This is a genomic window from Lactiplantibacillus sp. DA1, from assembly GCF_032681335.1.
GTDB lineage: Bacteria > Bacillota > Bacilli > Lactobacillales > Lactobacillaceae > Lactiplantibacillus.
On sequence record NZ_JAWHTQ010000005.1, the window covers coordinates 63,056 to 89,607 of the forward strand.

Sequence of the window (26,552 nt, forward strand, 5' to 3'; positions counted from 1 at the left end):
TAATAAACAAATTGTTAAAATACTTAGGACTCTCCCAAGGTTACGCGCCGAATGTTAACTTACGACCACGGTCTGCTATAATAATGACATAACCTAACCTTGCAATCGTTAGTTGCCACTGTACAACCCGGGAGCGAACGGTTCATGTTAGGATTTAGGTGCATTAGTTAAGATGCGGAGGAAAAGAAAATGACGAAACGAATGAGTTTCAAATTTAAATGGGTTGCCCTCGTTGCCACCCTGATCGTTGGGCTTGGCAGCTGGCAAGTCCTTGCGCACGCTGACAGTAGTAGCGACGAACCAATTGTCACATTAGGCAGTAGCCTGACTAGCAGTCAAAAGACTGGGACAATCAACACGTTAACGGCTAGCTTGAACGGTGCCGATTATCAGACACTAACTGTTAACGGCGATACTCTAGTTAAATACCTCAACCCAGCTGGTGAAAGTTTCACGAGCACTTCCGGCGTTTGGTCCAGTGCCATGATTCAAAAAACAAGTTCTGGTTCAGGAATCAATGTTAAAATTCTAGATTATAATGGTAGCAACAACATCACGACCATTACGGCCAACCAGTATAAAAATGCTGCTTTAACGGCTGGGATCACCGATGCAAACATTTACGTGACGTCAGCCACTCCCATTGACGGTTCTGGTGCGCTAGCCGGTGTCTATGCCGCTTATGCCAAATCTGGCAATAGTTTAAATACCAAGCAAGTGACGGCCGCTCAAGATGAATTGAGTACGTTAAGCGGTATCACTCAGACCAACAAAGACAAAGATGGCTACACAGACTCCCAATTGAACAATGCCGTGGCGGGTGCTAAAAAAGAAATGGCCCAAAAGGGTAGTAACGTCACTAAAAACGAGATCACGACCATTGTGAACCAACAAATTACCAATAACAATTTAACGAACGTCATTACTAATAATCAAAAGACTGAAATTATTAATTTGCTGATCAAGATTCGTGATTCTGGCGCGTTAGATTCTTCAAGCTTCAAGACCCAAGCTAACTCGTTGATGAAGAATATTCAATCCAATGCTAAGGGTGTCTTCAGTAAGCTTAACACCAAAGAAAATCAAAACTTGCTCCAAAAGATGTGGAATGGAATCGTTAATTTCTTCAGTTCCATTTTTAAATCCATCTTTGGCTAATTATTAATCCGGCATATTCAAAATCGGACGACCAAACTGCAATCAGTTTGGTCGTCCGATTCTTTTTAAGCCTTAAAACATAGCATGTTAGACCATTAAATAATGGTTACTGACTCGGCAAGCTATTCAATTGCCAAGTAATAGTTCCAGAATAATTTTTAGCCATCACACGACCACCCTTGACGTGTAACGCAACGTTATTAACATTCCAAATTTGTTGATTAGTACCAACGCCCTGTTGCCCAGTCGTACCAGCAATTAACGTTTGTTGGGTAGCACCTGGGGTTAACTTAATCATGGCTGGTAATGTTGCCTGATTTTGGTCAGTTGCTGTAACCCATTTACTAGTACTAGCATTCAAATATTGCACTGTTCCTGATGTTAACGTCACGTAACTACCAGTCATGGTCGTTCCATCAGTAGCTGTCAACGCTGATAGTTGGGCCGTCAATTGCCACCCACTCGGAGTGTCCCGTGTATCCGTCACTTGTGTATACACACTATCCTGCCCATTTTTCTGACCACCAACTGTCGCATACTTCTGCCCATCAGTAGCAGTAGCCAATTGGTCTTCAGCGGCTGACGGTGCCAGCAATGGGTACGCTGTATCCATTGTTGGAATACTGTGCTGGCCAAAGTTCAAATGTGTGGGTACAGCGTCCAACGATAATGGACCCAAATTGTTCGTCCCACCAGTCCCAGGCTTGCTAGGATCATCGGGATCAATCGGATTAACGATTAAATCCTTAGCTACTGTAAATATCGGTGCTGGTTGGAAAGTTGCATCATGATACTGCTGCCCATTTGGATAACTATTAGGATCAGGATTACGATTTCCTAGACTATCAGCCATATAAATAATAATCTTGTCACCAATTTTTAACGATAATCCGGTTAAGTCCAGTGACCAAGTCCCATTGGCATTGACAACCGTTTTGACATTAGTTTGAATCTGCCCATTCAATGCTAATGTGACCTGCGCACCTGGCTCCCCATTTTGACCACTCACCGTTCCTGTTGAAACTCTAATGGGGTTCGGTGATACCATTGTCGCCGGATTAGGTGGTGTCACATCAACCACCGTCCCGGTAGCCGTGACCGTCGTTCCACTGGTATTGCTAGTCGAAGCTGTGACCGTCGTTCCAGCTTTTAAAAAGGCCCCTACATTAGCCGTTGCGTAGCCATTACTATCGGTTTGAGCAGTGATTGTCTTACCATTAACGTTATAGCTCACGGTTAATTGCCCTGCACTAGCATACTGTGGAATATAATTAACCGTTCCATCATCTTGAACACCATTAGTATCAGGAACCATCGCCACAATGACCCGAGTCCGCAACTTCTGATCCGCATCTGTTAACTTGGTTGTCCCATCATATGGATTATTGAACGCCAATTGTGGCTTCTGATTGGTTGCACTAATTCGACGCATTTTCGAAGATAAGTAGTTACTTTGCAAGTTACTATCCGTGGCCGTTACCGTTGAACCCTGTTGTAATAACTGGGATACGTTACTATACGAATAATCTGCACCACCCGTAACCGATGATGCTAATTTCCACAAACTAATATTACTATCTTGAATTTCAAAAGTACCCACGTTATCTTGGTTAATCGAGCTTGCCGATGCGCTCGTTCCAGTTGAACTATTCCGTAAATCCAAGTTGTTCGGATTAATAAATCGGACAGTGGCCAAACGTGCGTAACCTCCCGAAATAAGCGGTGCTCCCGTAGCAGCAATCACATAAATATTAGCGCCACTACTACTTTGAATCGTCGAAGTCGCATTGTCAGAAAAAGAGATTGGTGACTGACTTCTAGCTAGTGACGTCAGGTTGACGGTACTGCCAGTATCCGCATAAAAGTTTCGATGGTATTGTGACCCAGAAAAGTATTTGTTAGAGTAAGCATTTCCTGGCACACTAGCATTAAACGTGGCATTTTTCCCCACATTAATACTTTCATACGCATCAAAAACAACTGGATAGGTAGTATAGGCCGTTGACGTAGAACTAGCCGGACGCCGAATACAATTTAGCGTCGCGCCTTCTTCAACATTAACTTGCCGATTACCAGTTCCTTTATAGTCATAAACAAACCAGATAAATGAATTATCATCACCATTGGCTATTTTCGATCCAGTGAATGTCTGTCCAGCAGCTACATCAAAGCCACCACATAGGATATTTTCTCGAACTGTTGTTACTCGGCAATTGCCGGTAATATTGACTTGGTTCCCTTGCGCACTAACAAATCGCCGACTTGTATTGGTATAACTAGTCCCACTTGGGACCGTAATATTACTAACATTAAATGTCCAATTCAAAGCCGCTGATCCACCATCACCACCAGTAGTGGAACCAATCAAACCCGCATCATTTCCAAAAGATCCAATTAATGATGTAAAATTCATAAAGGTTGCTGTATATTTCGTATTACTGGTAGCTCCATTGTAACTAGTATGAAAGCCAGCATATCCAGTATTAACGCTATGTCCATTCCCATTCACAATAATATTACCGGATAGTCGTGAATCCAAAGCCCCCGCAGCGGCAGTCGGACTACTAATATCAGCCGTAATATTAATTTCATCGACACTCACATTTTTCCAAGCATTTACTAATTGTGACCATGTACTAACGTCAACCACATTTGAACTCAGCTGAGCTAAGCGAGTCACGGGTATTAGTGGACTAGACTCGACGCTCACAGTTGCTTGCTGGGTTGACGACGATGAAAAAACCTGACTAGCGGTGGATGACGATGAGACGGTGGCCGAACTACCAGTTGTCTCACCCGCAGATTCTGTGACCGCTGACGATTGACCAGCAGCAGTTTCTTGCGATTGCTCACTACTGCTAGCACTCGTTTGGTTTACCGCCTGACTTGAAAGCGTCGTAGCTGCTGAACGTGAATTGTTCGAACTCGCAACTGATGACGTTGGTTGACGACTTGAAGTTGTCGTCGAACTACTTGTATCAGTTGCTGCTGAAGAACTGGCTGAACTAGCACTAGACTGATCAGCCTGCGTTTGCGGTTGCTTAATCTCGACATTCAATGCCGGCCCTTTTTGATCATCGGCTACAGCAACTAACGCCAGTTTTTCTGCTTTAACAGCTGTTAATCTAATCGGTACCTTTACTTGCGGATATTCATCTGACCATTGAACCGTTATCCTGCGCTTATCAGGATTGTACGCAACTGTTAGCTGTTTAGCCGTAACCGTAAAGCCCCCATTATCCCCCGATGTGTAGTGACTATCTTTGAAAACCTTTTTTAGTTGCTTAAACTCCTCTGGCCCATCTAAATTAACCTCGTTCGGCAAATCAATCGTATTCGTTTTTGATGCCGTATTACTGACTTGTAGTTCAACATCAAAATGTTGGTTCGTTAAAATATTATCGCTAGCCGTTGACTTGGCAAAAGTTAGCTGTGGTAACGTAGCTGCTTGAGCGGTCATACCAGCACCTAAGCTTACCGTTGCACCAGCAGCCATGACTTGTAACAATACCATCAATATGACAACAATCGTTCTTAACTTTTTGATAGTATCACCCCTTAGCGCTTATTTTGACGCCGCTTGATCACCCAGAATATTATTAAGGCAACGAGTAATAATACGAGTAACACGATACCGATCAACCAACCCCAAGTAGCTGGGGCCGTGACATTAACAGCATCCGTAGCCCCAACCACAAAATCTTGCTGAAGTAACCAAACATGCGGCTTAGCGAATTTTCCATCCGTAGTTCGATACTTGACGTATAAAGTGTAGGTCCCAGGTAAAATGATCCCTCGGTTAGCACGCCACTTTAAAGGTAAGTCAAAGTTGGAATTGGGCGCCATTGAACTACTTTTTAAATCAGCCACCGCGAGTTTTTTAGTCTGTCCGGCTTTGCGAACGTAGGCAGTGACGGTTCCTTGACCTAGAATTGAGGCATGATAATTCTGAATATTACCGATAACTGTCTTGATCCCACTACGTTTTTTTAATTGAACATCGGCCAATCGTAATTTGGGCAGTGGATCACGATTTGACGTTAATTTGATCCCCACATTGTAAGCATATTCGCTAGTTAACGTTGCCCCTTTGGTTTTTAGGTGCTGATCCGCAATTTTAACTTGCCAACTTCCTAAAATAACACCCTTTTTCAATTGCTTCGGTGTTTTTAATTGCGCCCGCACAATCCGCGATTTATTAGCTGGAATCGTTGTTTCCTCATTTGGTACAGTGATAATATCAGCTAGTTTTACTTTTAAACTATTATCATCATTTAGATTAGCAGCGCCATAATCAATAACACCCTTCGCATTAGTATACGATTGTAAGAATTGACTCTTGACCTTAATCTCATGATTTGAGCGATTATTAACACGCATCGCCAATGAATATGTTTTTTGCGGTTGAATTTTAAAATCCCAATAATAAGCGTCCTTTGATAATTGTTGCTTTTCATTAAGCATTGGCTGAACATCAAAAGTTACCGCATTATTAGCTGTATCAGCAGCATGACCAATCATGGTCATACCACCAAACAAAGTCATTACTAGGGTTAATACTCCTAATGATAACTTCTTTTTCCAGCCATTCATAAAAGGGCCTCCCTTCAAAAAAACGAGCTAACTATTCAACATAGCCACTCGTTTTCATTTACTAAGCCGTTGGTGTCGAGTTCAGTGTCCAAACAATATTTCCTGAATAATTCTTAGCGGCTGCGTGGCCACCTTTAACATGTAACTGTACATTATTAATATTCCAGTATTGTTGGTTGACCCCCATACCTTGACCTTCACCAACCTTAGATCCTGCCGTGGCTGTTGCAACATCCGTTGTCGATGAAGCGCCTGCATTGAGCACAATTGGTGTTGAAACCGTTGCTTGGTTAGCATCCGCTGCAGTGACCCAAGATTGCTGATTAGCTTCCCCTGTAAGATATTGCGGTGTCCCACTGGTCAAAACAACTGAGGCGTTCGTTAATACTTGTCCATCCGAAGCCGTAATATCAGAAAGCTGTGCTTTTAATTGCCAGCCAGCACCAGTCCCACGTGAATCAGAGACTTGCGTGTAGATGATGTCATTACCATTTTTCTTACCACTAGTCGTTACGTTCTGAGTTTTATCATCATTAGCCGTGGCAAGGCTCTCCTGACTAGCATCCTTTGATAACAAAGGGTAGGCCGTATCGACAGTGGGTTGCGTATGCGTTCCGAAATTAAGATACGTTGGAACCGCATCTAATGAGAGTGGCCCTTTATTTCCAGTACCACCACCGCCAGGATTATCTGGATTGTCTGGATCAACCGGGTTAGTCGAACCACCGTTAGACGTAAATGAGACATCTGCTTGAGACTTTCCAGTTGAAGGTAAGGTGTCAGCAGAAGCCCCTAAATTATTAAATGATAAACAAGTGAGACTGGCTACTGAAACTAGCATAGCTGCTTTGAGCGCACGTGACTTTGTCATGAGTCAATTCCCCCTAAAAATTTAATTGACATATTAAACTTCTTCATCAATAGCGCGTAATACCTTTTTGTACAAACATATTGATATTTAAATCAATATTATAATTTTGTTTTTATTAATAAACTTTTATTGAGCCAATTGACGAAGAATAGTTATATGTCTATACTGGATAACTTAAATCAGTCATTATCCTTGAACCAATTAAAACATACCAGTTAAGGTTAATCAAGTACACTATTATACACGTTTACTATTTGTATAAAATTCGTTATTTTTGTATTTTATAGGGGAGGAACTGTCCATTGAAATTTTCAGAGCTCAAACTTTCTCAAACAGAACGCGATTTCAATTTTGACTTTGCTATATTAGAACATGATTTAAGTTATTTTTTTGAAAAGCGTTGTCTCGATTACGCCTTGGAACACATCAATCGATTTAATCAAAAAATTAAGAATAACTTATACAACATCCGCCCACTCATTTTAAAAGAAGCCTTAATTTCACTGACCTGTGATCTGGCCAGTGTTAGCTTTTATCACTATTTGAACATGATTACATTCGTTAATCTAAGGAAAGACATTTTGCATTACCTCACAACAACAACACTAACAACTGATGATTTTATGCCACTTTTAGAGACAATCGTTAACAATTATTTTAGCAATCTTGATACCCTTGATATTCCAATTGATGGTACCCGACTCTCTAAGCAAGTCGCGCTAGTCGTCTATTATATTGATAATCATTGTGATGAACCACTGAAAGCAAATACCATTCTGGAAGAACTGACGTTAGATTCTGAGTACACTAAGCGTAAGTTTCGCAAAGAATTAGGGTTTACCATCAACTTCTACATTCGCCACGCTAAATTACAGCGGGCAAAGCAATTATTAATTAATACCCATCTTCCTATAGGCGAAATTGCAGAAAAAATCAACTTCTACAATAGCGCCGAGTTTGCACGCCAGTTTCAAAAAGAATTTGATATCACGCCGAGTAAATATCGTGAGCTGAATCAAATTTTTTATAAAGAAAAATAATCCAGCTGTTTACTTTGTACAATAAAATATTTTTTTGTGTTTTAAAGTTCCCATATAAGTTTAATCGTTTTAAAAATTGACCTTTAATCTGTAATATCAAGTAAATCTCTGATTATAGCTTAAACACGGCGTTAAGATCAAAACGCGACTAAGGTTCATATGAATAAGGCGAGCACTTCCTGCTCGTCTTATTCATACCGGTTACCTCGTCAATACGCTTGTTATACAAATAGAAAGCGTTCACTTTAACGAAAATTCTTATTAATGACCCCCATTTTAAGTACAAACACGGACTGTATCTGATAACACCAACCACTACCTCACCTGCTCTTTTACCATCGAGAGTTCATACTACCCATCGCCTTAATCATCTCCGAACCACAACTGATCGTAAGTATATAGTAAAAAGCAACACTGCTGCATCCAAAAGATACTAACAGTGTTGCTTTTGTAATTATCATCAATTATATCTGACACTCATTTATGCTTCAGCACGCTTTACATCCACATAAGTTGTCTTTTTAGTCTGCTTACTGGCATCCTCATTAACAAATTTATCCATAAATTCTTCAACTAAATTCAAAGTTTGATATTGTTTAGCTAAACTAAAACTTTGACGCCATTCCCGATTACGCTGAATTAATTCAGTGAAGACTTCATGTTCAATCCGCGCACCTTCTGGAGTTAATTTCAGAACTTTATTCCGCCGATCATGGTCTTCAGCCTCTTGGTATAAATAGTCCTTACGTAATAAGCGACCAATTAACCGAGAAATTGCTGAGCGGGTCACACCGTGGCTTTCAGCAATATCCATCAACCGAATTTTGCCCTTAGCTTCAGCAATATCATACAAGATATAAAACTCATCTAACGTAATACCGTGTTCCGTTGCTGGTTCAGCAAACATATCTGATAAATTTTTAAACCCATGTAAGTACATATGGCTAAAACGATTAAAAAATTCCATATCTTCATTCATTGTTCAAGTCTCCCTTTCACTAGTCGAATTATCATTAAATTCCCAATCATAATTCGCCCCATACTTTTTCACAAATTAGTAAGCGTCTTTTATCATTTCCCCGTTTTAAAGTGTACTAGTATATTTTACGAAATACAAGTAATTTAGATTACTTTAATATTAAATTTTTATTTCAGTACTCAAGTCAATCGTGGCATGCCTATGAAGACAAGTAATGAACTGTTGGTAGTAATAATCAGTATTATATTTCGCTGTGCTCAAATAGATTTGATCAATTTTCTCAGTATTCTCACCTAATAACAAGTAAAACGCTTGATCAATATTTTCTGCAATCATACCAACACTAGCTCTTAGAATCTTACGCTTAAAGAAGACTGCCATTCCACCAGATAGTGCAAAATTAAGCGCATATCTAATCATGGCCACCTCACCCTCAACGCCAATGGCCTCTAACCAATCTAATGTAACCAACACCATTTCAGTCGTTAACTCAGGGCTTTCAAATATATCTTGTATGAAGTGTTCCATCGTTGGATTTTCATCTAGCATGCGCAACACAAAGCTCATCTGAATCATTGTCCGTTGATGTGCCGACAACATTGTTAATTGTTCATTACTATAAATAAAAGCGCTGAGTGTTAATTCGTTCAACATCGTACTCAGCAAGACGATTTTCTTGGGAAAATAGTGCTGAAGTAACGACTTACTGATGTCGCAAGCAACCGCGATATCTTTCATCTGTACATTTGCGTAGCCTTGCTCTGCAAACAAGCGAAACGCAGTGTTAACTATTTCCATTCGTCGTTGGGTATTCCTTCTTCTTGGCACTAGATAACCCCCTCGCTAATTTTCGAATCATTCCCTTTAAATAAGCTATACTAATATAGTTTTAAACACAAGTTATAATTTAATTGGTAATTTAATCAATAACCACGTAAACCATTAATATAATTATAACCTATCAAATGGTCAGTGCCATTATCTAGCAAACTTAAATACTAATTAGCCAATATTTGATACTAAGTCTTTACGGAAGAAAATATTCCCAACGGATAAGAAAGCGCTTTCTTATCCGCTAGTTTGTGCTAAAATGAACTTAACAACTAACAGGGAGGCTACAATATGAGCACCAAAAATTCTTATCAATTAGCCAATATTGGCCGTAATAATCCAATCTTTTCACAAATTCGTTCTACCGTCGAAACAGCCTTTTACGGTAACAATATGCACCACGTTGATGACGTCGCTACCGCTTATCACCTTGCCACGAAGGATCCCGGAACCGTTATTACGGACCTCCCCATCTATCGAGCCACCGACTTAGGCCTTCCAGCTGACGCTAAGATGTTAATTGCGAATACTGGTAAAGTCGTTGGTCGGACCGCGCAAGCTCGCCGGATTTTAGGTAATCCTGGTGTTAGTGAAGCTGATATGGCGGGTCGACTCCGCCAAGCATTATTTGCGAGCGCTCACAAAGATTTTATCAAAACCGATGTTTTAGTTGGATTGGATGAAGATTTTATTGTCCGAGCACACTTGGCCATTCCTGACGGTTTTGCAAATAATTTACTCTCCTATATGCTTAACTTTCAGCCAATCACTAAAGCTTATCAGGAAATGTTCGATCAGTCCGTAGCCTACCCAGAAGGTGATATTTATATTTATGCCGACCCAACTTATCATGACCCTGATTATCCAGATGGGCTCGCAATCTTTGATCCCCAACATAACACAGCCGCGATTTTAGGAATGTCATATTTTGGTGAGTTGAAGAAATCGACTTTGACCTTGGCTTGGTCAATTGCACATCGGCATGGTTTTGTCGCCTGCCACGGTGGTTTAAAGGCTTTCCACTTTAAGGATAAACAAGATCAAGTCTTCGCTATGTTTGGTTTATCAGGTTCCGGGAAATCTACGCTAACCCATGCCAAACACGGTTATAAGTATGATATCACCGTACTTCACGATGATGCTTTTGTCATTAACCGTAAGGATGGGAGTTCCGTGGCACTTGAACCTTCCTACTTCGATAAAACTAACGACTACCCCATGACATCTAATGAAACCAAGTACTTTATGACCATTCAAAATGTCGGGGTAACTTTGGATGATCAGGGCCGCAAAGTCCTCGTTACTGAGGATCTCCGCAATGGTAACGGTCGAACAATCAAATCTCGGTATGCCTCAACCAATCGTGTTGATAAAGAGGCCGCACCAATCAATGCAATTTTCTGGATTATGAAAGATGACAGTTTACCGCCCGTTATCAAAGTTGATGATCCCGTGTTAGCCGCCACATTCGGTGCGACCTTAGCAACCAAGCGCAGCTCAGCTGAAAATATTATTGGTGACGTCGATCGAAATGCTCTGGTCATTGAACCATTTGCTAACCCGTTTAGAGTCTATCCATTATCAGAAGACTATCATGATTTCAAAGCGCTCTTTGAAGAACGCCATTTAGATTGTTATTTATTGAACACCGGTTTCTTTGGTGACAAGAAGATTCCTAAAGAAGTTACCTTGGGCGCATTAGAAGCGATTGTCAATAATACGACCGAGTGGGAATCATTCGCTGGCTTAGACCACATGCAAAACTTAAAATTGGCTGATTTTCCAGTTGATTATCGTAATACCGACTACCGCAACCTGGTCGCCACACGTCTTGGCATTCGTGCTAACTTCGTTGATCACTATCAACATGATAACAATGATCGCTTGCCACACGAAATCAATGACATTCTAGTTCACTTACAAGACCAATTAAAACAACCAATTAAAAAATAGGGTAGCTTTCGTTCCCCGTTTCAAACCAATTAAGGTTATAATAAAAGTATCAGGTATGTGGCACTGAACTTTTACGAATTCTGAAAATCGGGGTGAGGAGCATGGAACTACCATTAAGTCAATTATCAGAAAAACTCATCAGTTTTGAACGCGAGCATCATCTTACAGATAACGACCTTGCATTTGGCAGTCAACTATCAGTTGAACGGATTCATAATATTAAATCTGGTGAAGCAACGCCAACTCAAGAAGAACTGCAACTGTTGAAGAAATTCATGAATAGCAAAACCAAAGCCTAACTGTTAGTTCAGCGATAAAACCTAATCGGGACAACGGTCCTCACTAAAACTGGTCGTCAATTCGACCAGTTTTTTGTTGATCAAAAGAAGAATTGCATTTTAATTTACCTGATGACCACCCCCATGCTATACTCAGCACAACTTATAGAGATAAGGGTGACTAACATGGCAATGTTATATGGTAAACATAATCATGAAGCTGAAGAATATTTGGAACCAGTCTTTGGGGCACCTTCCGAACAACACGACCTTCCCAAGTACCGCCTACCAAAGCACTCACTAGCGCCACGGGAAGCTGATCGTTTAGTTCGTGATGAATTATTAGACGAAGGTAATTCACGGCTAAACCTGGCAACTTTTTGTCAGACCTATATGGAACCTGAAGCCGTTGAATTAATGAAGGATACGTTAGCTAAGAATGCCATCGATAAATCAGAGTACCCCCGTACAGCTGAAATCGAAAATCGTTGCGTCAATATTATTGCCAACCTGTGGCACGCCACTAGTAATGAGCACTTCACGGGAACCTCCACAATTGGCTCTTCCGAAGCCTGTATGTTAGGTGGCTTAGCCATGAAATTTGCATGGCGTAAACGTGCTCAGACAGCTGGATTAGATTTGAACGCACATCGACCGAATCTCGTTATTTCAGCCGGTTACCAAGTTTGTTGGGAAAAATTCTGTGTCTATTGGGATATTGATATGCATGTTGTTCCAATGGACGAACAGCATATGGCCCTTGATGTTGAGCACGTCTTAGATTATGTTGATGAATATACGATTGGTATCGTTGGTATCATGGGTATCACATATACCGGTCAATATGATGACTTAGCAGCTCTCGACACCCTTGTCTCTCACTATAATCGTCATCATCCAAAACTACCAGTCTACATCCATGTTGACGCAGCATCGGGTGGCTTTTATACCCCATTCATTGAGCCACAACTCACTTGGGACTTTAGACTAGCCAACGTTGTATCTATCAATGCTTCTGGTCACAAATATGGCTTAGTCTATCCAGGGGTCGGCTGGATTATCTGGCGCGATCGCCAGTTTTTACCACAAGAATTAGTCTTCAAAGTCAGTTATCTAGGTGGGGAGTTACCCACAATGGCTATCAATTTTTCACATAGTGCTGCCCAACTGATTGGTCAATACTATAATTTTATCCGGTTCGGCATGGATGGTTATCGTGAAATCCAAACAAAGACCCACAACGTCGCCCGCTACCTTGCAACCACACTAGATAAATTGGGCGAGTTCAAAATGATTAATAACGGTCACCAGTTACCTCTGATTTGCTATCAATTAGCGCCTCGCGACGATCGTGAATGGACGCTTTACGATCTATCGGACCGCTTATTAATGACTGGCTGGCAAGTGCCAACTTACCCATTACCTGCTAATTTAGAACAACAAGTCATTCAACGTATCGTCGTCCGAGCTGACTTTGGTATGAATATGGCTCATGATTTTATGGATGATCTGACTAAAGCGGTTAAAGATTTGAATCAAGCTCATATTGTCTACCATCGTGATGAAGCGCCAAAAAGGTACGGCTTTACACACTGAATCACCCCACTATTTTGATCCAATGGTTCGATTTTAGAAAACAATTAATATCGCTCTTGCATACAAAAAAATAGCATTATCCTAATTTCAGTGAACTAGGATAATGCTATTTGTCCATTTAAGGAACGTTAATTACATGTGGATAGCAAAGCTTGGTGTGTAGTAAGCAGTGCTCTTAATTGAAACAGATTCACCATAAGTTGGTGAAGCGATGTATTGGCCACCGCCTAAATAAATCCCAACGTGGTAAGGTGCTGAATCAGAACCCCAGAAGACCAAGTCGCCAGCTTGTGCTTGGCTGAATGATACGTGAGTACCAATCGTTGCTTGGGCATAAGTAGTCCGACCGATTGAACGACCAATCTTAGCAAAGGCGGCTTGCGTAAATGCTGAGCAATCCATTTGTTCGTAAGGTGTGCCAATGAATGTCTTAGCAGCAGCAATTACTGAACCGTATGATGCAGTAGTCGTTGATGCACTGTAGGACACTGCCTTAACACCCGTTGATGAGTTGTTCGAAGTTGAGTTACTTGCAGTTGAGCTTGCTTGCGAACTCGTTGAAGTAGCAGCAGATTGCGTGCTAGTTGCAGTCGTACTAGTAGATGATGCTACTGAAGTTGAGCTTTGTGAAGCTGAACTTTGACTAGCAGAGCTTTGTGAAGTTGCTGAACTAGTTACAGCACTTGAGCTTGCTTGTGAAGCTACTGAACTCGTTGAAGCACTTGAAGTTACACTGCTTGCACTAGCAGTTGAAGTGCTATTTGATTGAGCAGCTACTGAGCTACTTGATACTGCTTGGCTCGTACTACTTGCACTAGTAGTTGATGAGCTGGTTGCAGCTGCGCTAGTGGTTGAACTAGCCGCTTGTGAACTTGTTGAAGTTGCGGCACTAGTTGACTTAGTACTGCTTGCACTAGCAGTCGTCGTCTTAGTCGTAACCTTTTCACCAGTCTTAACACCAGGAATATTGATGGTCTTACCAGCAATAATCATATTAGGATTGCTTAAGCCATTCGCTTCAGCAATCTTGTCAACTGAAACATTGTACTTTTGTGCGTATGCCCAAACAGTGTCCCCTGCTTTGATTGTCATTGAATCGGCATTGGCAACTGCTTGACTAGTAACTAACATACCAGCTAAAGCAGCCGTCCCTAACATTACTTGTTTAATATTTACTTTCACTTTAATAATGATCACTCCAAAAAGAATGTCACGTATGTACTTCAAGCCAACGTCTATACTACTCAATTTGTGTTACATACCAATACCAGCAAAATAACAATATGTTACGAAAGTTACAAAACCGTAACAATAATTAGCCATCGTAACATTTCCACGCTGAAACCCTATCATACCGGCATCGTTTTATTACTAAAATTTGAGGTTATTCAGCAACTTTGACGAAAAAAAGTTATTTTTATTTTAAAAAACCGAATTTCCAGTGATAATGCTTGGAAATTCGGTTAAATTTCAATTTGATTACGATCAAATGTTCAGCTAATTTGGACTATTTAGATATTCGTTGGCGATGATGTGTTCGCGGTAATCCTAATAGCCACCGAATATCATTCCCCGTAAAGTTCAACTTCAAGAATTCACCACTTTGTCCCTGTTGATACATGGTCAGTAATACCTGGTCTTGCAACTTGATCACTTGCTGTGCGATCTCTGTGTCAAATAAATATTGTCGTGTCGCGGTAGCAATTTCACCGACCGTAAAAATCTGAGCAGCGTTAGCAAATACCTGCTCTTTGCCCAGTGCCAGCTGCGCTTGTTTAAATTGAGCGTACGACTGATCCAAGACTTGGCCTGCTTGAACTTCCAATGCGGTTACTGTGGTCATGATTGCGCACCTCCTAATTTTACCCCTATTGTAACCGCCACCGATTATTTTGACTACGCTTAACCATGCTTTTGTAATAAAATTTGCTATACTAAAGTGGTAAAGGGGAAATTAACTTGACAAATACCGACGATCGTTATTACCAACCAACCGACCTCAAAGATGCGCTCCAAACAATTCAAAAATTATTTAATACTTATACCGACGCCCCATTAACACCAGAATTAATGTCCTACCATCAAAAATTAGTTAACCAGTTAGCTACTAATTTATTACCACTAGCACAACAACAGCACGATAAATTACGTATCACTCAAATTAATTCAATGATGGCCGTCATGCAAGATTGGTTAAAATTAAGACTGAATGGTCAAGTTTTCAGTGGTAAAATGCAGCACTTCAAGTTTGTCAACAACCAGAAAACTCAGTACCAACGGCGGGTGCATAAAATTCGCGGCAATCAAAATCACCGTGCTAGTCGCCATTGATAACCAAACTAGACTTGCACGGCTAGTATTTTGCGGTATACTAAAAGTGTATTGGGCCCTTAGCTCAGTTGGGAGAGCGCCTGCTTCGCATGCAGGAGGTCGTCGGTTCAAATCCGGTAGGGTCCATAAGGATGATAAAAACAAGGTGCGTTATGATCAAAAATAATCATAACGCACCTTGTTTTTTGACCATAATTTATTTGGATTTATCAAAGTAACAGTATGTTGCTTTGATTCTCGAATTAATTTTTTTCTTCTGATCATAGCTACTAAAGGTATTTGCTTCTTTATACAATATTGCCTTTCTCATTCTCTAACCATTAGCTACCCACCATCTTTATAGCTAGCCCGCTAAATTCAACCTGAGCAACACTCAAGCTTGCTACCACGCACTCGCTTTCCTGTACAATCGCTCAACTTCTTCTGGTCGATCCGTCCCTAATAAGTCCTGACTAAGTTGATCACCGGCGGCTCGTCGGACATAGGCCAGGAATTAATACGAAGACCATAGGCTGTTAAACTCTTGAGGTATCACGTGTAAATCCTGTCCCGCAATGACTGGTCGTAAATTATCACTTTCATTAATTGAGGTCAATCGGCTAATCTTCCACTTAGTGTCACGGCGTTCGACGCGATAAATCAGTCGCCGATATAATTCTAATTCCGATAAAGTACCATCGGCCATCATGCGCATATGCGTCGTGGTTGGTAGCCTTGTCGCCATTCAGATGAACGTTCACGGACCACTTGTTCACTAATTAGTGCCGTATCGTCGGTTCCGCTACTCATTTGATGATTTTCTTCGATCATTTTAGCGATCGCCGACCGACATTTCGCGGCGATCAATGACAGCGCTATTCAAAAACCAGTGCCGGTGCCAGTCACCGCTCAAGGCCGTAAATGGCACCGGAGTCTTCCCGACTGCTTTCACCTTTTCAATCAAATAATTACGTAAGATCCACGGATCGTTCAAAGATTGTTGGGTTAAGTCAAATAAGTGATCGAGCTTAGTTAAACTAATCGCTAAATCATCAGCTACCTGGGCTTTCGTAAGACCAGTCAACGCAAAGTTAGCTTGTAATTCATCCCGGGTTGCCTGCATTTGTTGTGCGTTTAATGACATTATTTCGTTCCTCCTATAGTTTGAATAACGTGGTTGCCGTGCCAAACGCGATTTGAGCCCGTTGTTCATCGGTCAAGTCGGCGGTTTCCAGGAAACTCCCACTCGTCTCCGGCTGCTTATACGGGTAATCGATCGAATACATCAGGTGATCCGCTCCCATCTCCGCTAACATAAATTGCAACTGAGACGCACTTAAAATACCACTTGGCGTCACGTACACATTCTGACGGTAATAAGTACTAAACGGGTACTGCAAGTCCGTATATGTTGTTAACTCATCATCCAAACGTTCTAAAAACAGTGGGACTAGTTCGCCCCAGTGTCCTGAAATGAGCTTCAAACCAGGCAACTTATCAAAAATACCACTAGCAATCATCCGTATCACTTGAATCCCAACATCCATATGCCAACCATAACCGGCAGATGATAAGATCCCCGTGACAATGTCAGACCATTGGTTACTTTCAAAATAATGACTCGTTACTGCTTGCGGAATAAATGAGGGGTGAAAATACACGGGGACATCAAGCGTCGCAGCTGCTTCAAAGATTGGTAAGAAGAATGGCTCATCAAAAAATTTATTCTGATAATTTCCTTTCAGCAACACGCCCCGTAATCCCAGCATCGTCACCGCTCGATTTAATTCAGCGACCGCGGCTTGCGGATCACCGACTGGTAAAACAGCCAACCCAGCATAACGATCAGGATGAGCTGCCACCACTTTAGCTAATTCATCATTAGCTAATTGTGAGAGTGGAACTGCTTTTTCCGGCGATAAGTTCTGTGGTGATGAATTACCATAAGATAACACCTGCATATCAATGCCATACTGAGCCATAAATGCCAGACGTTCATGCTGGGTGTCTTGCATAATTGCAGGACTCGGTAAATTGTCCTGCATGTACTGGCGTAGCGCTGGACTAGCTGTTGGTAACGCAGCGTTACCAACAGCTTGACGCATTGCGGCAGTCACAGCTGCCGATTCAAAATGCTCTTCAACGGTAATGAATTTCATTAGTCCACAATCTCCTTAATTGGTCAGTTATATCTAACTGTGACAGCTATTATAGACGCTTTCACATGCTAAAAAAGGGACGTTTTGAGACATATTGCAATCTGGTGTATCATTACCATATGACAAAATTAATTATGAACAATCAATTGCATATTGATCAGCGAACTCATCAAACTCATCGTAAATTGATTACTGCCCTGCAAGCGCATTTTAAGGCTCAAAAGTCCTTCAACGAGTTGACTGTCAAACAACTTTGTCTCGATGCCCATGTTGGACGCGCCACTTTTTATCGTCATCACCAAGATATTGAAGATATCATTGTGATTGAATACTTAATTGCCTTACAACAGTTAGGACAAGCGTTAAATGACTTAACGACACCATCTTACGCGACCATTGCTGGTGCGATCGTCACAACGATTCGCACACATCTGGACCTCCCCCTACTCGTGACATGGGCACAGTGTCGCGAGCGGGTCATCCCATTAGAGGTTGGTTTTACCCAACAGCTGCTAACTAGCTTAGCCATCCATCCTAAGCAACGGCATTTTATGGCAACCTATCTCGGCAACTGTCTTCACCAGTTAGCTTGGCAACTTGCAACTACACAGCCAACACTCAGCAAAATTGAGACTTACCGGCTATTTATTCAATTAATTCCTAACGTCTTACAAGCACCAACAATTCCAACCGACTAATCTAGTTAATTATCAGGATACATATCACGTTAGTTTAGCCGCCTGCCCCTGATGGTGGCGAATGTCGTCATTATTAACATCCGCCGTTTGCCTTTATTTGACGCTACCCGTATCACCATGTACGCTAACAATATCAAACAATTTATGGAGGAAATATACCATGCCAATCGATCCAAATCGCGCCCAAGATGTCTGGAAGGATGTCGGTGAACACGTTCAATTTACCGTTCTTCAATTAAATCGTCAGGATCAGCAACACGACCGTGAAGTCTTTCAAGAATTTGCAGATCGGTCACAAGCCATCATTCGCTCATTACGTATCCGCGATGCCAAACCTGAAACTGGTACCCAATTAAAAGTTAGCATCGGCATCAGTAGTACTGCTTGGGATTACCTGTTTCCCGGCGCATCCAAACCTAAAGAATTAGAAACCTACACCACCTTAGGTGGACCTAAATACACCATGCCAGCAACACCCGGCGACCTATTATTCCACATTCGCGCAAGCAACGAAGCAGTCGTCTACGAATGCCAGACGCAATTCCAGCGGGTCTTAGCGCCAATCACAACCGTCCTCGACGAGACGAAGGGCTTTCGTTACTTCGAGGGCCGGGCCATCATTGGCTTTATCGACGGGACGGAAGCGCCGGCCGTAGAAGATGCCGCTGACTATGCCTTAGTTGGTGACGAAGATCCTCAGTTCATCAACGGTTCTTACGCCTTTGCGCAAAAATGGCAACATGATATGCCCGTGTGGGAACATATGCATACCGAAGATCAGGAAAAAGCCGTTGGCCGTGAAAAATTCAGCGACTTCGAGTTAGAAGACGAAGATAAGTTTAAGAATGCTCACAATGTTGCTTCAAAACTGGAAATTGATGGTGTCGAACAAAAAATCGTTCGGATGAATGTCCCGTACTCCAATCCAGCCGCTGGTAATACGGGGACGTACTTCATTGGTTATGCCCGCCACTGGACGGTTACCAAAGGCATGCTGCAAAACATGGTCGACCAAAGTGACTTTTTACTAACTTTCTCTACCTTACTATCCGGGCAAGCGTTCTTCATCCCATCACGTGACCTGTTCGCTCAAATTGCAGATGATGATTTTTAAGCTATTACTAGCATACTCGTTTCGACGTTAAGGCTTCGATTAGAAACACGCTGTCAAAAAAGGCAGTCTTGATTGGTACTTAATAAATACCAATCAAGACTGCCTTTATGTTGTTTTAACTTTAGTCTAACGGTTTATTCGCGAACAATATTGACAGCGGCGAAATCAATATCGTGGCTTTATATTGATTATCATTCCTTTTCACGGTAACTGGCAACCAACATCTGCTATAGTGGTAAGTAAAGTAACTATCAGGAGGTACCACTTATGGCAAATCGCTACTTACATAACGTCCAGGGATTATTCGACACCATCGCGCCGAACTATGACCGCATGAATAACATTATCAGTCTCGGAACGCATCGTCATTGGCGCAAGCAAACGATGGCCCAAATCCATTTAGCGCCGAACGCCCATGTTCTCGACCTCTGTTGTGGTACAGGTGATTGGACGATCGCGCTGGCTAAAGAATTACAGCCAACCGGTGAAGTCATCGGGTTAGACTTTTCAGCCCCAATGTTAAAATTGGCCCAACAAAAAGTGGCCCATCAACAGGTTGCCGATCGGGTCTGGTTACGCCGAGGTAATGCGATGCATCTTCCGTTTAAGGCCAATACCTTTGACCTCGTCACGATTGGATTTGGACTCCGCAACTTGCCCGATAAAACCCAAGCTTTAACTGAAATTTATCGGGTCTTAAAACCGGGTGCTCGCTTAGTCTGCCTAGAGACGTCCCAACCCGATCAGCCATTGATTAAACCAGTTTGGCAGTGGTATTTCACAAAAGTTGTCCCGTTATTCGGACGCCTATTCGCCCATCAGTATCAAGAATATTCCTATTTACAGGAAACCACTCGTCACTTTGCAAGCTACCAACAATTAGCAACGATGTTCCAGCAAGCTGGCTTTCAAAATGTTCACTTCCAACGGTTCAACTTTGGGGCCGCAGCGGCTCACTTTGGGACTAAGGAGGCCAAGTAATTGGATGAACTGACTGCTTTTAATCAATGTCTGGCTTGGCTGACACACACCACCACCTTGCCTGAGAACCTCGATGGCCTGGTCCTTTGTGGCAACAGCCTTCCAACAACAGCCACTGCAGCGGGCCAGTTAGCCCAAGACTATCAATTACCGCTACTCATTATTGCGGGCGGCGTCGGCCACGCCACTAAGTATTTGCGGCAAAACTTAAACTTGCCAAAATCTCAAGCTAGTGAGGCTGAGTTGATGGCAACACTTGTCCGCCAGACCGGTTATCAAGGCAGCATCCGCCTCGACAAGACTTCTACCAATACCGGTAGCAATGCCACGCATGCCCGCGCGTTAGCCCCCACCGATTGGCGCCACGTCCTACTCGTACAAGACCCGTTACTCGCGCGGCGGACTACCCTAACGTTCTCAGCCAATTGGCCCAACGCCAATTTTATTCGCTATGCGCCGGCGACCTTGCAATTAAACCGGCTACAACCAATGCAATTTACGCCAAACACAATATTAGCTGGCTGGCAACCCGCTTATTTTACTGAACTCTTAATCGGTGAATTTCAACGCCTAGTGGATACCCCCACCGGTTATGGTCCCCGTGGTCAGGGCTTCATCGCCCATGTGGATATTCCCGAAAAGGTGCTCGCTGCGGCCCGGTATTTACAGTCGCAATCACTACACCGCCAGCGTTAACGTTTATTTTTAAAATCTAGTAGTGCCACCAAAAAATCCCGTTTCACTGCAGCAGAACATCGCTACAGTAAAACGGGATTTTTATAAGATGGGTTGATCACGATTTAAAAACATCTGGATACTGTGTTCGCAACGCTTGTGCTGTTAATTCGCCCGCCATCCGGGAGCCGGCTAAATCTAAATGCACCCCGTCCGTGGTACTGAGTTGCCAAGTAGCCGTTTCAATGAGTTGCCATTGCATAAATTCGGCCACGACCGCGCGAATAATCGATGCAAAATTCTGATTAAACGGGATCATTACAGCAAGCCGGCTATTCGGGTAAAGCGTCTGCACCTGATTAAGGAAGCGGCGCAAAACTACCGTGAACGTCGTATCATCCGTATGCCGATCATTAGTACCAACATTAATCACAACTAAATCCGTGGGTACTGGTTGCCACGGCGTTTTACTATCCACGGCTGTTAAAACCTCCGGCAGTACCGGCACACCACCAGTTCCTGGTTTACTGAGACCAACGGCACTATAAGCAATACGGATATTCCGTGCATTCAGCAAGTCACTCGCAACAGCCGCATAGTTGGCTTCCGCGCGATAATCTTCGGCAGGGTACTTACCCATGATCCAGCAACCGGCCGTCAGTGAATCCCCAATCCACGTCACGCTGTGTCGGCCTAACTGAACTGGCTGTAACTCACCATCTGTCGTCAAAGCTTTCACTGCAAAACCTTGATTGCCATCCCACACCCGGTCCTCATCAGTATTACCACTAAAAACTACCCGTACCACGTGGGGCCGGCCATCCAGTGTCAACCATAGAGGGGCACTCGTCACCACCTGCCGTTGAAAAGGCAAGCCATCAATCTGAATCGCCACCCAACTCGGTAGCTCATACGCCAACGGCAATAATGTCAACCGCACAAAACTAGCATCAGTGACTTGAAAGTCGATTTCAGCCCCCAAATTAGTGCTATACATCACGTCTCGATCCGCAATTTGCTTGACCGCCCAACGCCCCTGAAAGTATGCCGGCATCAGTGGCTGATTGGCCTGCGTTATTTGATAATCCACGTTTTTCCCTCCTATACCTCTTGTTTACTCAAACTTGATCATCCTATTTATTCTTCCGTTAACTTGTCATGAAACATGGTTAAAACGTGTTATTTAGTTGGCTTACTGTCCGTCAGCCGATGTGCGTCCTATGCCGACTTCCTGGGCTGGGTGCCAATTGCTGGAACGTAAGCCGACGTCGATTTGAGCTAACGCCCAACCCGCGTCATCTCAAATACGAGTCTTATTCTAAGCCGGAAGAAAGACACTTCCGACTAAGAATAATTTGGCTACTGAGCATTGTCACCCAGCCCCTCCAGTCTCTAGCCTGTGAGGGGCCACGGGTTGAAGCTGAGCACGTTTCGGTAAGCCGCTCGAATGGCTGATAAACAACCACCGAACTTAGCGCAATTTATCGTTGACTATTTTGATACTGGAACTTTAAACAAAGCGTTAGGTGCATTAGCACTTTGTCGGGAGATTAAATCTTACTACGCTGATTCAGAATTAGTGAGTTATCTCAATATCAATTTCAGTCTGACAGTCGATTGACAAAATTACCGGTTATGAAAAGCAACGACAAAGCCATCAAAAGTTAGGTACATCTTCGTCCGCCATTCGAACACTGTCCCGACTGGAAGGCGTTTCGGCCAATGCTCAGCGGTGAAATTCCACTTAGCAAGCGTCCTTGGCTTGGTTAGTGGAAGACCAGTATTTAAGACGTGGTCTTAGGCTTAAATCTGTGTCCACCGCGTTCCAGCAATTGGCAGAAATGCCTGGAAGTCGGTGTAGGACGCGCCAACTAAGCAATTTTACGCTAACTCGAACTTTTTCCAGCGGGCCTAAGCTGGCTGCTTTTGGATTTAAAAAATAACACATTTTAATCATAATCACTGCCAGCAATAATCAGCCCATCCGAAATTAATACTGTTATTTTGCAAAACTTGACGCCTATCAAGTTGCCATCAAGCTGAACTCACTATACTAGGGTCATCAAATCAAATAAGGAGTTGCAAATTATGAAATTCCAATTATTTCTCACTAAACATACGAATCAAATTACATTAGTTACAGGGATTCTGATTGTCCTGGGGATGCTCAGTAAATATCTCTTACAATTTACACTCGGTTACCAAGTCATTCTAGCAGTTGCTTCAATTATTGCCGTCATTCCGATTGCGGTTCGTGCTTGGAGCGCACTTCGGAACAAAGTTTTCAGTATTGAACTGTTAGTTAGTATCGCAGTGATTGGGGCATTCATTATTGGTGAATTCAACGAATCCGCAATCGTTACTTTTCTCTTCTTGTTTGGCTCCTATCTCGAAAGCAAGACCTTGCAGAAGACGCGGACCGCAATCAAAGGCTTGACTGACATGTCACCAACTACCGCAACTTTAGTTACTGATGATGGCACCGAAGAAGTCGACGTTGATGATGTGGACGAAGGTGACGTTGTCCTAGTTAAAACTGGGAGTCAGGTTCCCGTTGACGGGATTGTTGTTGAAGGTAACGGCTACCTTAACGAAGCCTCAATTACGGGTGAAGCACGCCAAATCAACAAGCAACTCAAGGACTCGGTTTACTCCGGAACAATGGTTGAAAATGGCTATCTGAAGATCAAAGCGACTCAGGTTGGCGACGACACTACTTTTGCCAAAATTATTGAATTGGTTGAAGAAGCTCAAGATACCAAGTCCAAAGCTGAAAAGTTCATCGACCGCTTTGCTCAATATTATACGCCTGCCGTCCTCGTTTTAGCAGTCTTAGTCTTCGCCTTCTCCCGTGACTTCCGCTTAGCAATCACGGTACTGGTTCTCGGTTGCCCAGGTGCCTTAGTTATCGGCGCCCCAGTGTCAAACGTTGCCGGAATCGGGAATGGTGCCAAGCGTGGTATCCTGATCAAGGGTGGTGAAGTCGTCGATACGTTTGCCAAAGTCGATACCCTGGTCTTCGATAAGACCGGTACTTTAACGGAAGGTAACACTGCCGTTACAACCATGCACACTTACACAAACAATGCGGATAATCAACTAGCTCTCGCTGCCGCTATTGAGGGAGTTTCCGACCATCCGTTAGGCCAAGCAATCGTCAGTTATGCCGACCAGCAGTCAGCGGGGGTCGCTCCCGTCCTAGATGACACTGAAACCGTCAAGGGCCAAGGAATCTGTGCACAAGTCGGTAAGCAAGAAGTTGTCATTGGTAATCAAAAAATGTTGACGGCTCATAATATCAAACTAAATCCTACTCAACTCAAAGATCTCAATGATTTACAAGCTGGTGGTCAATCAACCGTTATCATGGCAGTCGACGGACAAGTTCAACTCATCTTCGGGATTGCCGATACGATTCGTCCAGGCGTGAAGGATTCCCTCGCCGCATTAAAAGCCCAAGGAATCAAGAAACTCGTTATGTTAACTGGGGACAATGAACTCACCGCTCAAGCCGTTGCCAACGAATTGAACCTAGATGAAGTTCACGCCAACCTCTTACCAGAAGAAAAAGTCGAATACGTTAAGAAACTAAAAGCAGCCGGTAACACGGTCGCCTTTATTGGAGATGGCATCAACGACAGTCCTTCAATCGCTAACGCCGATATCGGAATCGCAATGGGTAGTGGGACTGACGTTGCCATCGACACATCCGATGTCGTCTTGATGCAATCAAGTTTCCCCGCATTAGTACACGCCCACGGTCTCGCCAAGAAAACTGTCTCGAACACTCGTGAAAACATCTTCATCGCCATTGCCACCGTGGCCTTCCTACTGATTGGGCTAATCTTCGGTTATATCTACATGGCCAGTGGGATGTTTGTCCATGAAGCTAGTATCTTAGTCGTTATCTTCAACGCCATGCGGTTAATCAATTTCCAAACCAAGTTCGACAAGCACCAACCAACTAAAGCGGTTCAGGCAGCAACCGCCTAATTCAGATTTACCCTCACGCCACTTATTGATCAAAACGGCACTCCGACTAGTCTTCCCCAACTAGTCAGAGTGCCGTTTAGCATCCTGTATTTAAAAACGAAAAAGCTATAATAATTTCAAATTATCATGACGCCGTATACGACTGGCTGGTGACCAAACCAGTCGAATCTTCACTAAACTGAGGCTCATCCGAATGGCAATCCTGAAAATTTCAGCACACCTCTATAGTAACTTTAGTACTGAGCAGTTCGGCCTACCTTTGCTTGTACTTAAAAACGACGACCGAGATTCCTAAAATGCCAAGAACTAGTGGAACCTTGATTGCGGTAAATGGCAATCCAAATTGCGCTAAAATGTAAATGAAGCATCCGATTAATAAAACACCACCATATCGCTTAAAGAAAACAATAATTGAATTATTTGGATACCGCCTTTTTAAATACAGTAATAACAATATAAAGCTGACATAAAGTGCAGTACGCGTCAAAATACTGAGCGACATATAAAACTTAATCATCTAGGCTAAAATATGGCATGAATAATCGCCAGCATAATTTACATCCATATAAATCTGGTTGTGCCGATGACTATTATTATATAGTTGTAAATAAGCCGACATACTAGAAAAGTACATACTTGCCGTCGTAGCAACTGCCGCAGCGCCACCACCCGTAAACAAAGTACCAATTGTTCCGGCTACGTCAAAACCAAAAGTAATATTACCTAAATCGCTTACCATTTCATCGACTGCAGCATTACTGGTAAAATAATATCGAGATCCCCACCAAAAATTAGTGTATGTGTAATGCTGGTTCCAAGCAGCCCGCGTATTGATGTTTTGGGCAGTACTTTTAGAAACTGGGTCAATAGTCAAATGGTTGTTAGTAACATTTTCATTTGCTTTGTTTAACATTTGTTGAACCTCATTTAACTCCTTGGAACCAAAAGTACTCGTCGCGTCAGAGCGTAGCTGATATCGATTATTTACAACCATAACGTATGGATCAACTTTTTTAATTTGGGATTCGGTTAATCTTCCGGTGTGTCGCTGTGTACTCGAAATTGTGTGTTGTTCAGGTAATGCAGTAGATGTCGTTCTTATTGATTGACCATCAGCATTGGCACTTGCTTTAATAGTTGCGTTCAAAACAGTTGGTACTAATAAAGCGGGTGCTAAAACACCATAAATAACAGAGCCTTTTGACATAATCAGAACCATCCTCTCAAATTCTACGTTAGCAACGAGCAACATGTTGCGAACTTATCTTAACAACAGCTTTGACTTATCGTCATCAATTTTCAGTAAATGTTGTGTATATTTTC

The 26,552-nt window shown here is 42.6% G+C and carries 25 protein-coding genes and 1 tRNA gene; 13 read left to right on the top strand and 13 right to left on the bottom strand.

The window, feature by feature from the left end; genetic code table 11:
- Positions 1-189: 189 nt before the first annotated feature.
- Positions 190-1,158, top strand: a complete 969-nt coding sequence (locus RXV91_RS08935) for a DUF1002 domain-containing protein (protein ID WP_316439581.1) — start codon at positions 190-192, stop codon at positions 1,156-1,158.
- A gap of 106 nt (positions 1,159-1,264) precedes the next feature.
- Here RXV91_RS08935 and RXV91_RS08940 read toward each other — a convergent pair whose 3' ends face one another.
- The 3 genes from RXV91_RS08940 to RXV91_RS08950 form a co-directional block, all read right to left on the bottom strand.
- The gene (locus RXV91_RS08940; RefSeq protein ID WP_316439582.1) at positions 1,265-4,672 is read right to left on the bottom strand and encodes a WxL domain-containing protein; all 3,408 of its coding nucleotides are present in this window, start codon (positions 4,670-4,672) and stop codon (positions 1,265-1,267) included.
- Between the two features lie 44 nt (positions 4,673-4,716).
- Positions 4,717-5,751: a DUF916 and DUF3324 domain-containing protein gene (locus tag RXV91_RS08945; protein ID WP_316439583.1), complete on the bottom strand. Its 1,035-nt coding sequence runs from the start codon at positions 5,749-5,751 to the stop codon at positions 4,717-4,719.
- A 61-nt stretch (positions 5,752-5,812) separates the two neighbouring features.
- The gene (locus RXV91_RS08950) at positions 5,813-6,622 is read right to left on the bottom strand and encodes a WxL domain-containing protein (RefSeq protein WP_316439584.1); all 810 of its coding nucleotides are present in this window, start codon (positions 6,620-6,622) and stop codon (positions 5,813-5,815) included.
- A gap of 302 nt (positions 6,623-6,924) precedes the next feature.
- On the opposite strand from RXV91_RS08950, the gene RXV91_RS08955 reads away from it, so the two are divergent.
- On the top strand, positions 6,925-7,662 hold the full coding sequence (locus RXV91_RS08955; RefSeq protein ID WP_316439585.1) for an AraC family transcriptional regulator: 738 nt from the start codon (positions 6,925-6,927) through the stop codon (positions 7,660-7,662).
- A gap of 481 nt (positions 7,663-8,143) precedes the next feature.
- Here the strand turns inward: RXV91_RS08955 and RXV91_RS08960 are convergent, their stop codons facing one another.
- Positions 8,144-8,641, bottom strand: coding sequence for a MarR family winged helix-turn-helix transcriptional regulator (locus tag RXV91_RS08960; RefSeq protein WP_021732210.1), 498 nt, complete (start codon positions 8,639-8,641; stop codon positions 8,144-8,146).
- Between the two features lie 159 nt (positions 8,642-8,800).
- Positions 8,801-9,439 (bottom strand): helix-turn-helix domain-containing protein, encoded by a 639-nt coding sequence (locus RXV91_RS08965; protein WP_316439735.1) that lies wholly within the window; start codon positions 9,437-9,439, stop codon positions 8,801-8,803.
- Between the two features lie 324 nt (positions 9,440-9,763).
- On the opposite strand from RXV91_RS08965, the gene RXV91_RS08970 reads away from it, so the two are divergent.
- The 3 genes from RXV91_RS08970 (at position 9,764) to RXV91_RS08980 (ending at position 13,299) form a co-directional block, all read left to right on the top strand.
- Positions 9,764-11,425, top strand: a complete 1,662-nt coding sequence (locus RXV91_RS08970; RefSeq protein ID WP_316439586.1) for a phosphoenolpyruvate carboxykinase (ATP) — start codon at positions 9,764-9,766, stop codon at positions 11,423-11,425.
- Between the two features lie 101 nt (positions 11,426-11,526).
- Positions 11,527-11,724, top strand: a complete 198-nt coding sequence (locus RXV91_RS08975; RefSeq protein ID WP_021732213.1) for an LBP_cg2779 family protein — start codon at positions 11,527-11,529, stop codon at positions 11,722-11,724.
- A 171-nt stretch (positions 11,725-11,895) separates the two neighbouring features.
- Complete coding sequence (locus RXV91_RS08980; RefSeq protein ID WP_316439736.1) at positions 11,896-13,299, top strand: glutamate decarboxylase; 1,404 nt, start codon at positions 11,896-11,898, stop codon at positions 13,297-13,299.
- Positions 13,300-13,431: 132 nt separating this feature from the next.
- Here the strand turns inward: RXV91_RS08980 and RXV91_RS08985 are convergent, their stop codons facing one another.
- A complete protein-coding gene (locus RXV91_RS08985; protein ID WP_316439587.1) occupies positions 13,432-14,481 on the bottom strand; it encodes a LysM peptidoglycan-binding domain-containing C40 family peptidase in 1,050 nt (349 codons plus the stop codon).
- Positions 14,482-14,806: 325 nt separating this feature from the next.
- The gene (locus RXV91_RS08990; RefSeq protein ID WP_316439588.1) at positions 14,807-15,142 is read right to left on the bottom strand and encodes a hypothetical protein; all 336 of its coding nucleotides are present in this window, start codon (positions 15,140-15,142) and stop codon (positions 14,807-14,809) included.
- Between the two features lie 116 nt (positions 15,143-15,258).
- Here RXV91_RS08990 and RXV91_RS08995 point away from each other — a divergent pair, with 116 nt between their 5' ends.
- Together RXV91_RS08995 and RXV91_RS09000 are read left to right on the top strand one after the other, a co-directional pair.
- On the top strand, positions 15,259-15,630 hold the full coding sequence (locus RXV91_RS08995; RefSeq protein ID WP_316439589.1) for a hypothetical protein: 372 nt from the start codon (positions 15,259-15,261) through the stop codon (positions 15,628-15,630).
- Between the two features lie 53 nt (positions 15,631-15,683).
- Positions 15,684-15,756: transfer RNA gene (locus RXV91_RS09000), tRNA-Ala, on the top strand.
- 367 nt (positions 15,757-16,123) lie between these two features.
- Here RXV91_RS09000 and RXV91_RS09005 read toward each other — a convergent pair.
- The 3 genes from RXV91_RS09005 to RXV91_RS09015 all read right to left on the bottom strand — a co-directional run bounded on the left by RXV91_RS09005 (position 16,124) and on the right by RXV91_RS09015 (position 17,768).
- Positions 16,124-16,354 (bottom strand): hypothetical protein, encoded by a 231-nt coding sequence (locus RXV91_RS09005; RefSeq protein WP_316439590.1) that lies wholly within the window; start codon positions 16,352-16,354, stop codon positions 16,124-16,126.
- A gap of 87 nt (positions 16,355-16,441) precedes the next feature.
- Positions 16,442-16,753 (bottom strand): DUF2316 family protein, encoded by a 312-nt coding sequence (locus RXV91_RS09010; RefSeq protein ID WP_316439591.1) that lies wholly within the window; start codon positions 16,751-16,753, stop codon positions 16,442-16,444.
- A 13-nt stretch (positions 16,754-16,766) separates the two neighbouring features.
- Entirely contained in the window at positions 16,767-17,768 is a 1,002-nt protein-coding gene (locus RXV91_RS09015; RefSeq protein WP_316439592.1) for an amidohydrolase family protein, read from the bottom strand.
- 119 nt (positions 17,769-17,887) lie between these two features.
- On the opposite strand from RXV91_RS09015, the gene RXV91_RS09020 reads away from it, so the two are divergent.
- The 4 genes from RXV91_RS09020 (at position 17,888) to RXV91_RS09035 (ending at position 21,257) form a co-directional block, all read left to right on the top strand.
- Positions 17,888-18,466 (top strand): TetR/AcrR family transcriptional regulator, encoded by a 579-nt coding sequence (locus RXV91_RS09020; protein ID WP_316439593.1) that lies wholly within the window; start codon positions 17,888-17,890, stop codon positions 18,464-18,466.
- A 160-nt stretch (positions 18,467-18,626) separates the two neighbouring features.
- Positions 18,627-19,580: a Dyp-type peroxidase gene (locus tag RXV91_RS09025; RefSeq protein WP_316439594.1), complete on the top strand. Its 954-nt coding sequence runs from the start codon at positions 18,627-18,629 to the stop codon at positions 19,578-19,580.
- A gap of 267 nt (positions 19,581-19,847) precedes the next feature.
- On the top strand, positions 19,848-20,561 hold the full coding sequence (locus tag RXV91_RS09030) for a demethylmenaquinone methyltransferase (protein ID WP_316439595.1): 714 nt from the start codon (positions 19,848-19,850) through the stop codon (positions 20,559-20,561).
- On the top strand, positions 20,562-21,257 hold the full coding sequence (locus tag RXV91_RS09035; RefSeq protein WP_316439596.1) for a YdcF family protein: 696 nt from the start codon (positions 20,562-20,564) through the stop codon (positions 21,255-21,257).
- 97 nt (positions 21,258-21,354) lie between these two features.
- Here RXV91_RS09035 and RXV91_RS09040 read toward each other — a convergent pair whose 3' ends face one another.
- Positions 21,355-22,326 (bottom strand): SGNH/GDSL hydrolase family protein, encoded by a 972-nt coding sequence (locus RXV91_RS09040; protein WP_316439597.1) that lies wholly within the window; start codon positions 22,324-22,326, stop codon positions 21,355-21,357.
- A gap of 357 nt (positions 22,327-22,683) precedes the next feature.
- Here RXV91_RS09040 and RXV91_RS09045 point away from each other — a divergent pair, with 357 nt between their 5' ends.
- Together RXV91_RS09045 and RXV91_RS09050 are read left to right on the top strand one after the other, a co-directional pair.
- Entirely contained in the window at positions 22,684-22,857 is a 174-nt protein-coding gene (locus RXV91_RS09045; protein WP_080467183.1) for a hypothetical protein, read from the top strand.
- A 467-nt stretch (positions 22,858-23,324) separates the two neighbouring features.
- On the top strand, positions 23,325-25,229 hold the full coding sequence (locus tag RXV91_RS09050; RefSeq protein ID WP_316439598.1) for a heavy metal translocating P-type ATPase: 1,905 nt from the start codon (positions 23,325-23,327) through the stop codon (positions 25,227-25,229).
- A 253-nt stretch (positions 25,230-25,482) separates the two neighbouring features.
- Here the strand turns inward: RXV91_RS09050 and RXV91_RS09055 are convergent, their stop codons facing one another.
- Both RXV91_RS09055 and RXV91_RS09060 read right to left on the bottom strand, forming a co-directional pair.
- Positions 25,483-25,746 carry a hypothetical protein gene (locus tag RXV91_RS09055; RefSeq protein WP_316439599.1) on the bottom strand — a complete coding sequence of 88 codons (264 nt, stop codon included), beginning with the start codon at positions 25,744-25,746 and terminating at the stop codon, positions 25,483-25,485.
- On the bottom strand, positions 25,747-26,436 hold the full coding sequence (locus tag RXV91_RS09060) for a hypothetical protein (RefSeq protein WP_316439600.1): 690 nt from the start codon (positions 26,434-26,436) through the stop codon (positions 25,747-25,749).
- Positions 26,437-26,552: the final 116 nt, after the last annotated feature.

Excerpts from the sequence above, each read along its gene's own strand:
- RXV91_RS08990 (WP_316439588.1), bottom strand. The coding sequence starts at position 15,142 with ATGACCACAGTAACCGCATTGGAAGTTCAAGCAGGCCAAGTCTTGGAT.
- RXV91_RS08945 (WP_316439583.1), bottom strand. The coding sequence starts at position 5,751 with ATGAATGGCTGGAAAAAGAAGTTATCATTAGGAGTATTAACCCTAGTA.
- RXV91_RS09060 (WP_316439600.1), bottom strand. The coding sequence starts at position 26,436 with ATGTCAAAAGGCTCTGTTATTTATGGTGTTTTAGCACCCGCTTTATTA.
- RXV91_RS09045 (WP_080467183.1), top strand. The coding sequence starts at position 22,684 with ATGGCTGATAAACAACCACCGAACTTAGCGCAATTTATCGTTGACTAT.
- RXV91_RS08935 (WP_316439581.1), top strand. The coding sequence starts at position 190 with ATGACGAAACGAATGAGTTTCAAATTTAAATGGGTTGCCCTCGTTGCC.
- RXV91_RS08965 (WP_316439735.1), bottom strand. The coding sequence starts at position 9,439 with ATGGAAATAGTTAACACTGCGTTTCGCTTGTTTGCAGAGCAAGGCTAC.
- RXV91_RS08940 (WP_316439582.1), bottom strand. The coding sequence starts at position 4,672 with ATGGTATTGTTACAAGTCATGGCTGCTGGTGCAACGGTAAGCTTAGGT.
- RXV91_RS08975 (WP_021732213.1), top strand. The coding sequence starts at position 11,527 with ATGGAACTACCATTAAGTCAATTATCAGAAAAACTCATCAGTTTTGAA.
- RXV91_RS08950 (WP_316439584.1), bottom strand. The coding sequence starts at position 6,622 with ATGACAAAGTCACGTGCGCTCAAAGCAGCTATGCTAGTTTCAGTAGCC.
- RXV91_RS09050 (WP_316439598.1), top strand. The coding sequence starts at position 23,325 with ATGAAATTCCAATTATTTCTCACTAAACATACGAATCAAATTACATTA.
- RXV91_RS08970 (WP_316439586.1), top strand. The coding sequence starts at position 9,764 with ATGAGCACCAAAAATTCTTATCAATTAGCCAATATTGGCCGTAATAAT.
- RXV91_RS09005 (WP_316439590.1), bottom strand. The coding sequence starts at position 16,354 with ATGGCGACAAGGCTACCAACCACGACGCATATGCGCATGATGGCCGAT.
- RXV91_RS08960 (WP_021732210.1), bottom strand. The coding sequence starts at position 8,641 with ATGAATGAAGATATGGAATTTTTTAATCGTTTTAGCCATATGTACTTA.
- RXV91_RS09015 (WP_316439592.1), bottom strand. The coding sequence starts at position 17,768 with ATGAAATTCATTACCGTTGAAGAGCATTTTGAATCGGCAGCTGTGACT.
- RXV91_RS09055 (WP_316439599.1), bottom strand. The coding sequence starts at position 25,746 with ATGATTAAGTTTTATATGTCGCTCAGTATTTTGACGCGTACTGCACTT.
- RXV91_RS09030 (WP_316439595.1), top strand. The coding sequence starts at position 19,848 with ATGGCAAATCGCTACTTACATAACGTCCAGGGATTATTCGACACCATC.
- RXV91_RS09020 (WP_316439593.1), top strand. The coding sequence starts at position 17,888 with ATGACAAAATTAATTATGAACAATCAATTGCATATTGATCAGCGAACT.
- RXV91_RS08980 (WP_316439736.1), top strand. The coding sequence starts at position 11,896 with ATGTTATATGGTAAACATAATCATGAAGCTGAAGAATATTTGGAACCA.
- RXV91_RS09010 (WP_316439591.1), bottom strand. The coding sequence starts at position 16,753 with ATGTCATTAAACGCACAACAAATGCAGGCAACCCGGGATGAATTACAA.
- RXV91_RS09025 (WP_316439594.1), top strand. The coding sequence starts at position 18,627 with ATGCCAATCGATCCAAATCGCGCCCAAGATGTCTGGAAGGATGTCGGT.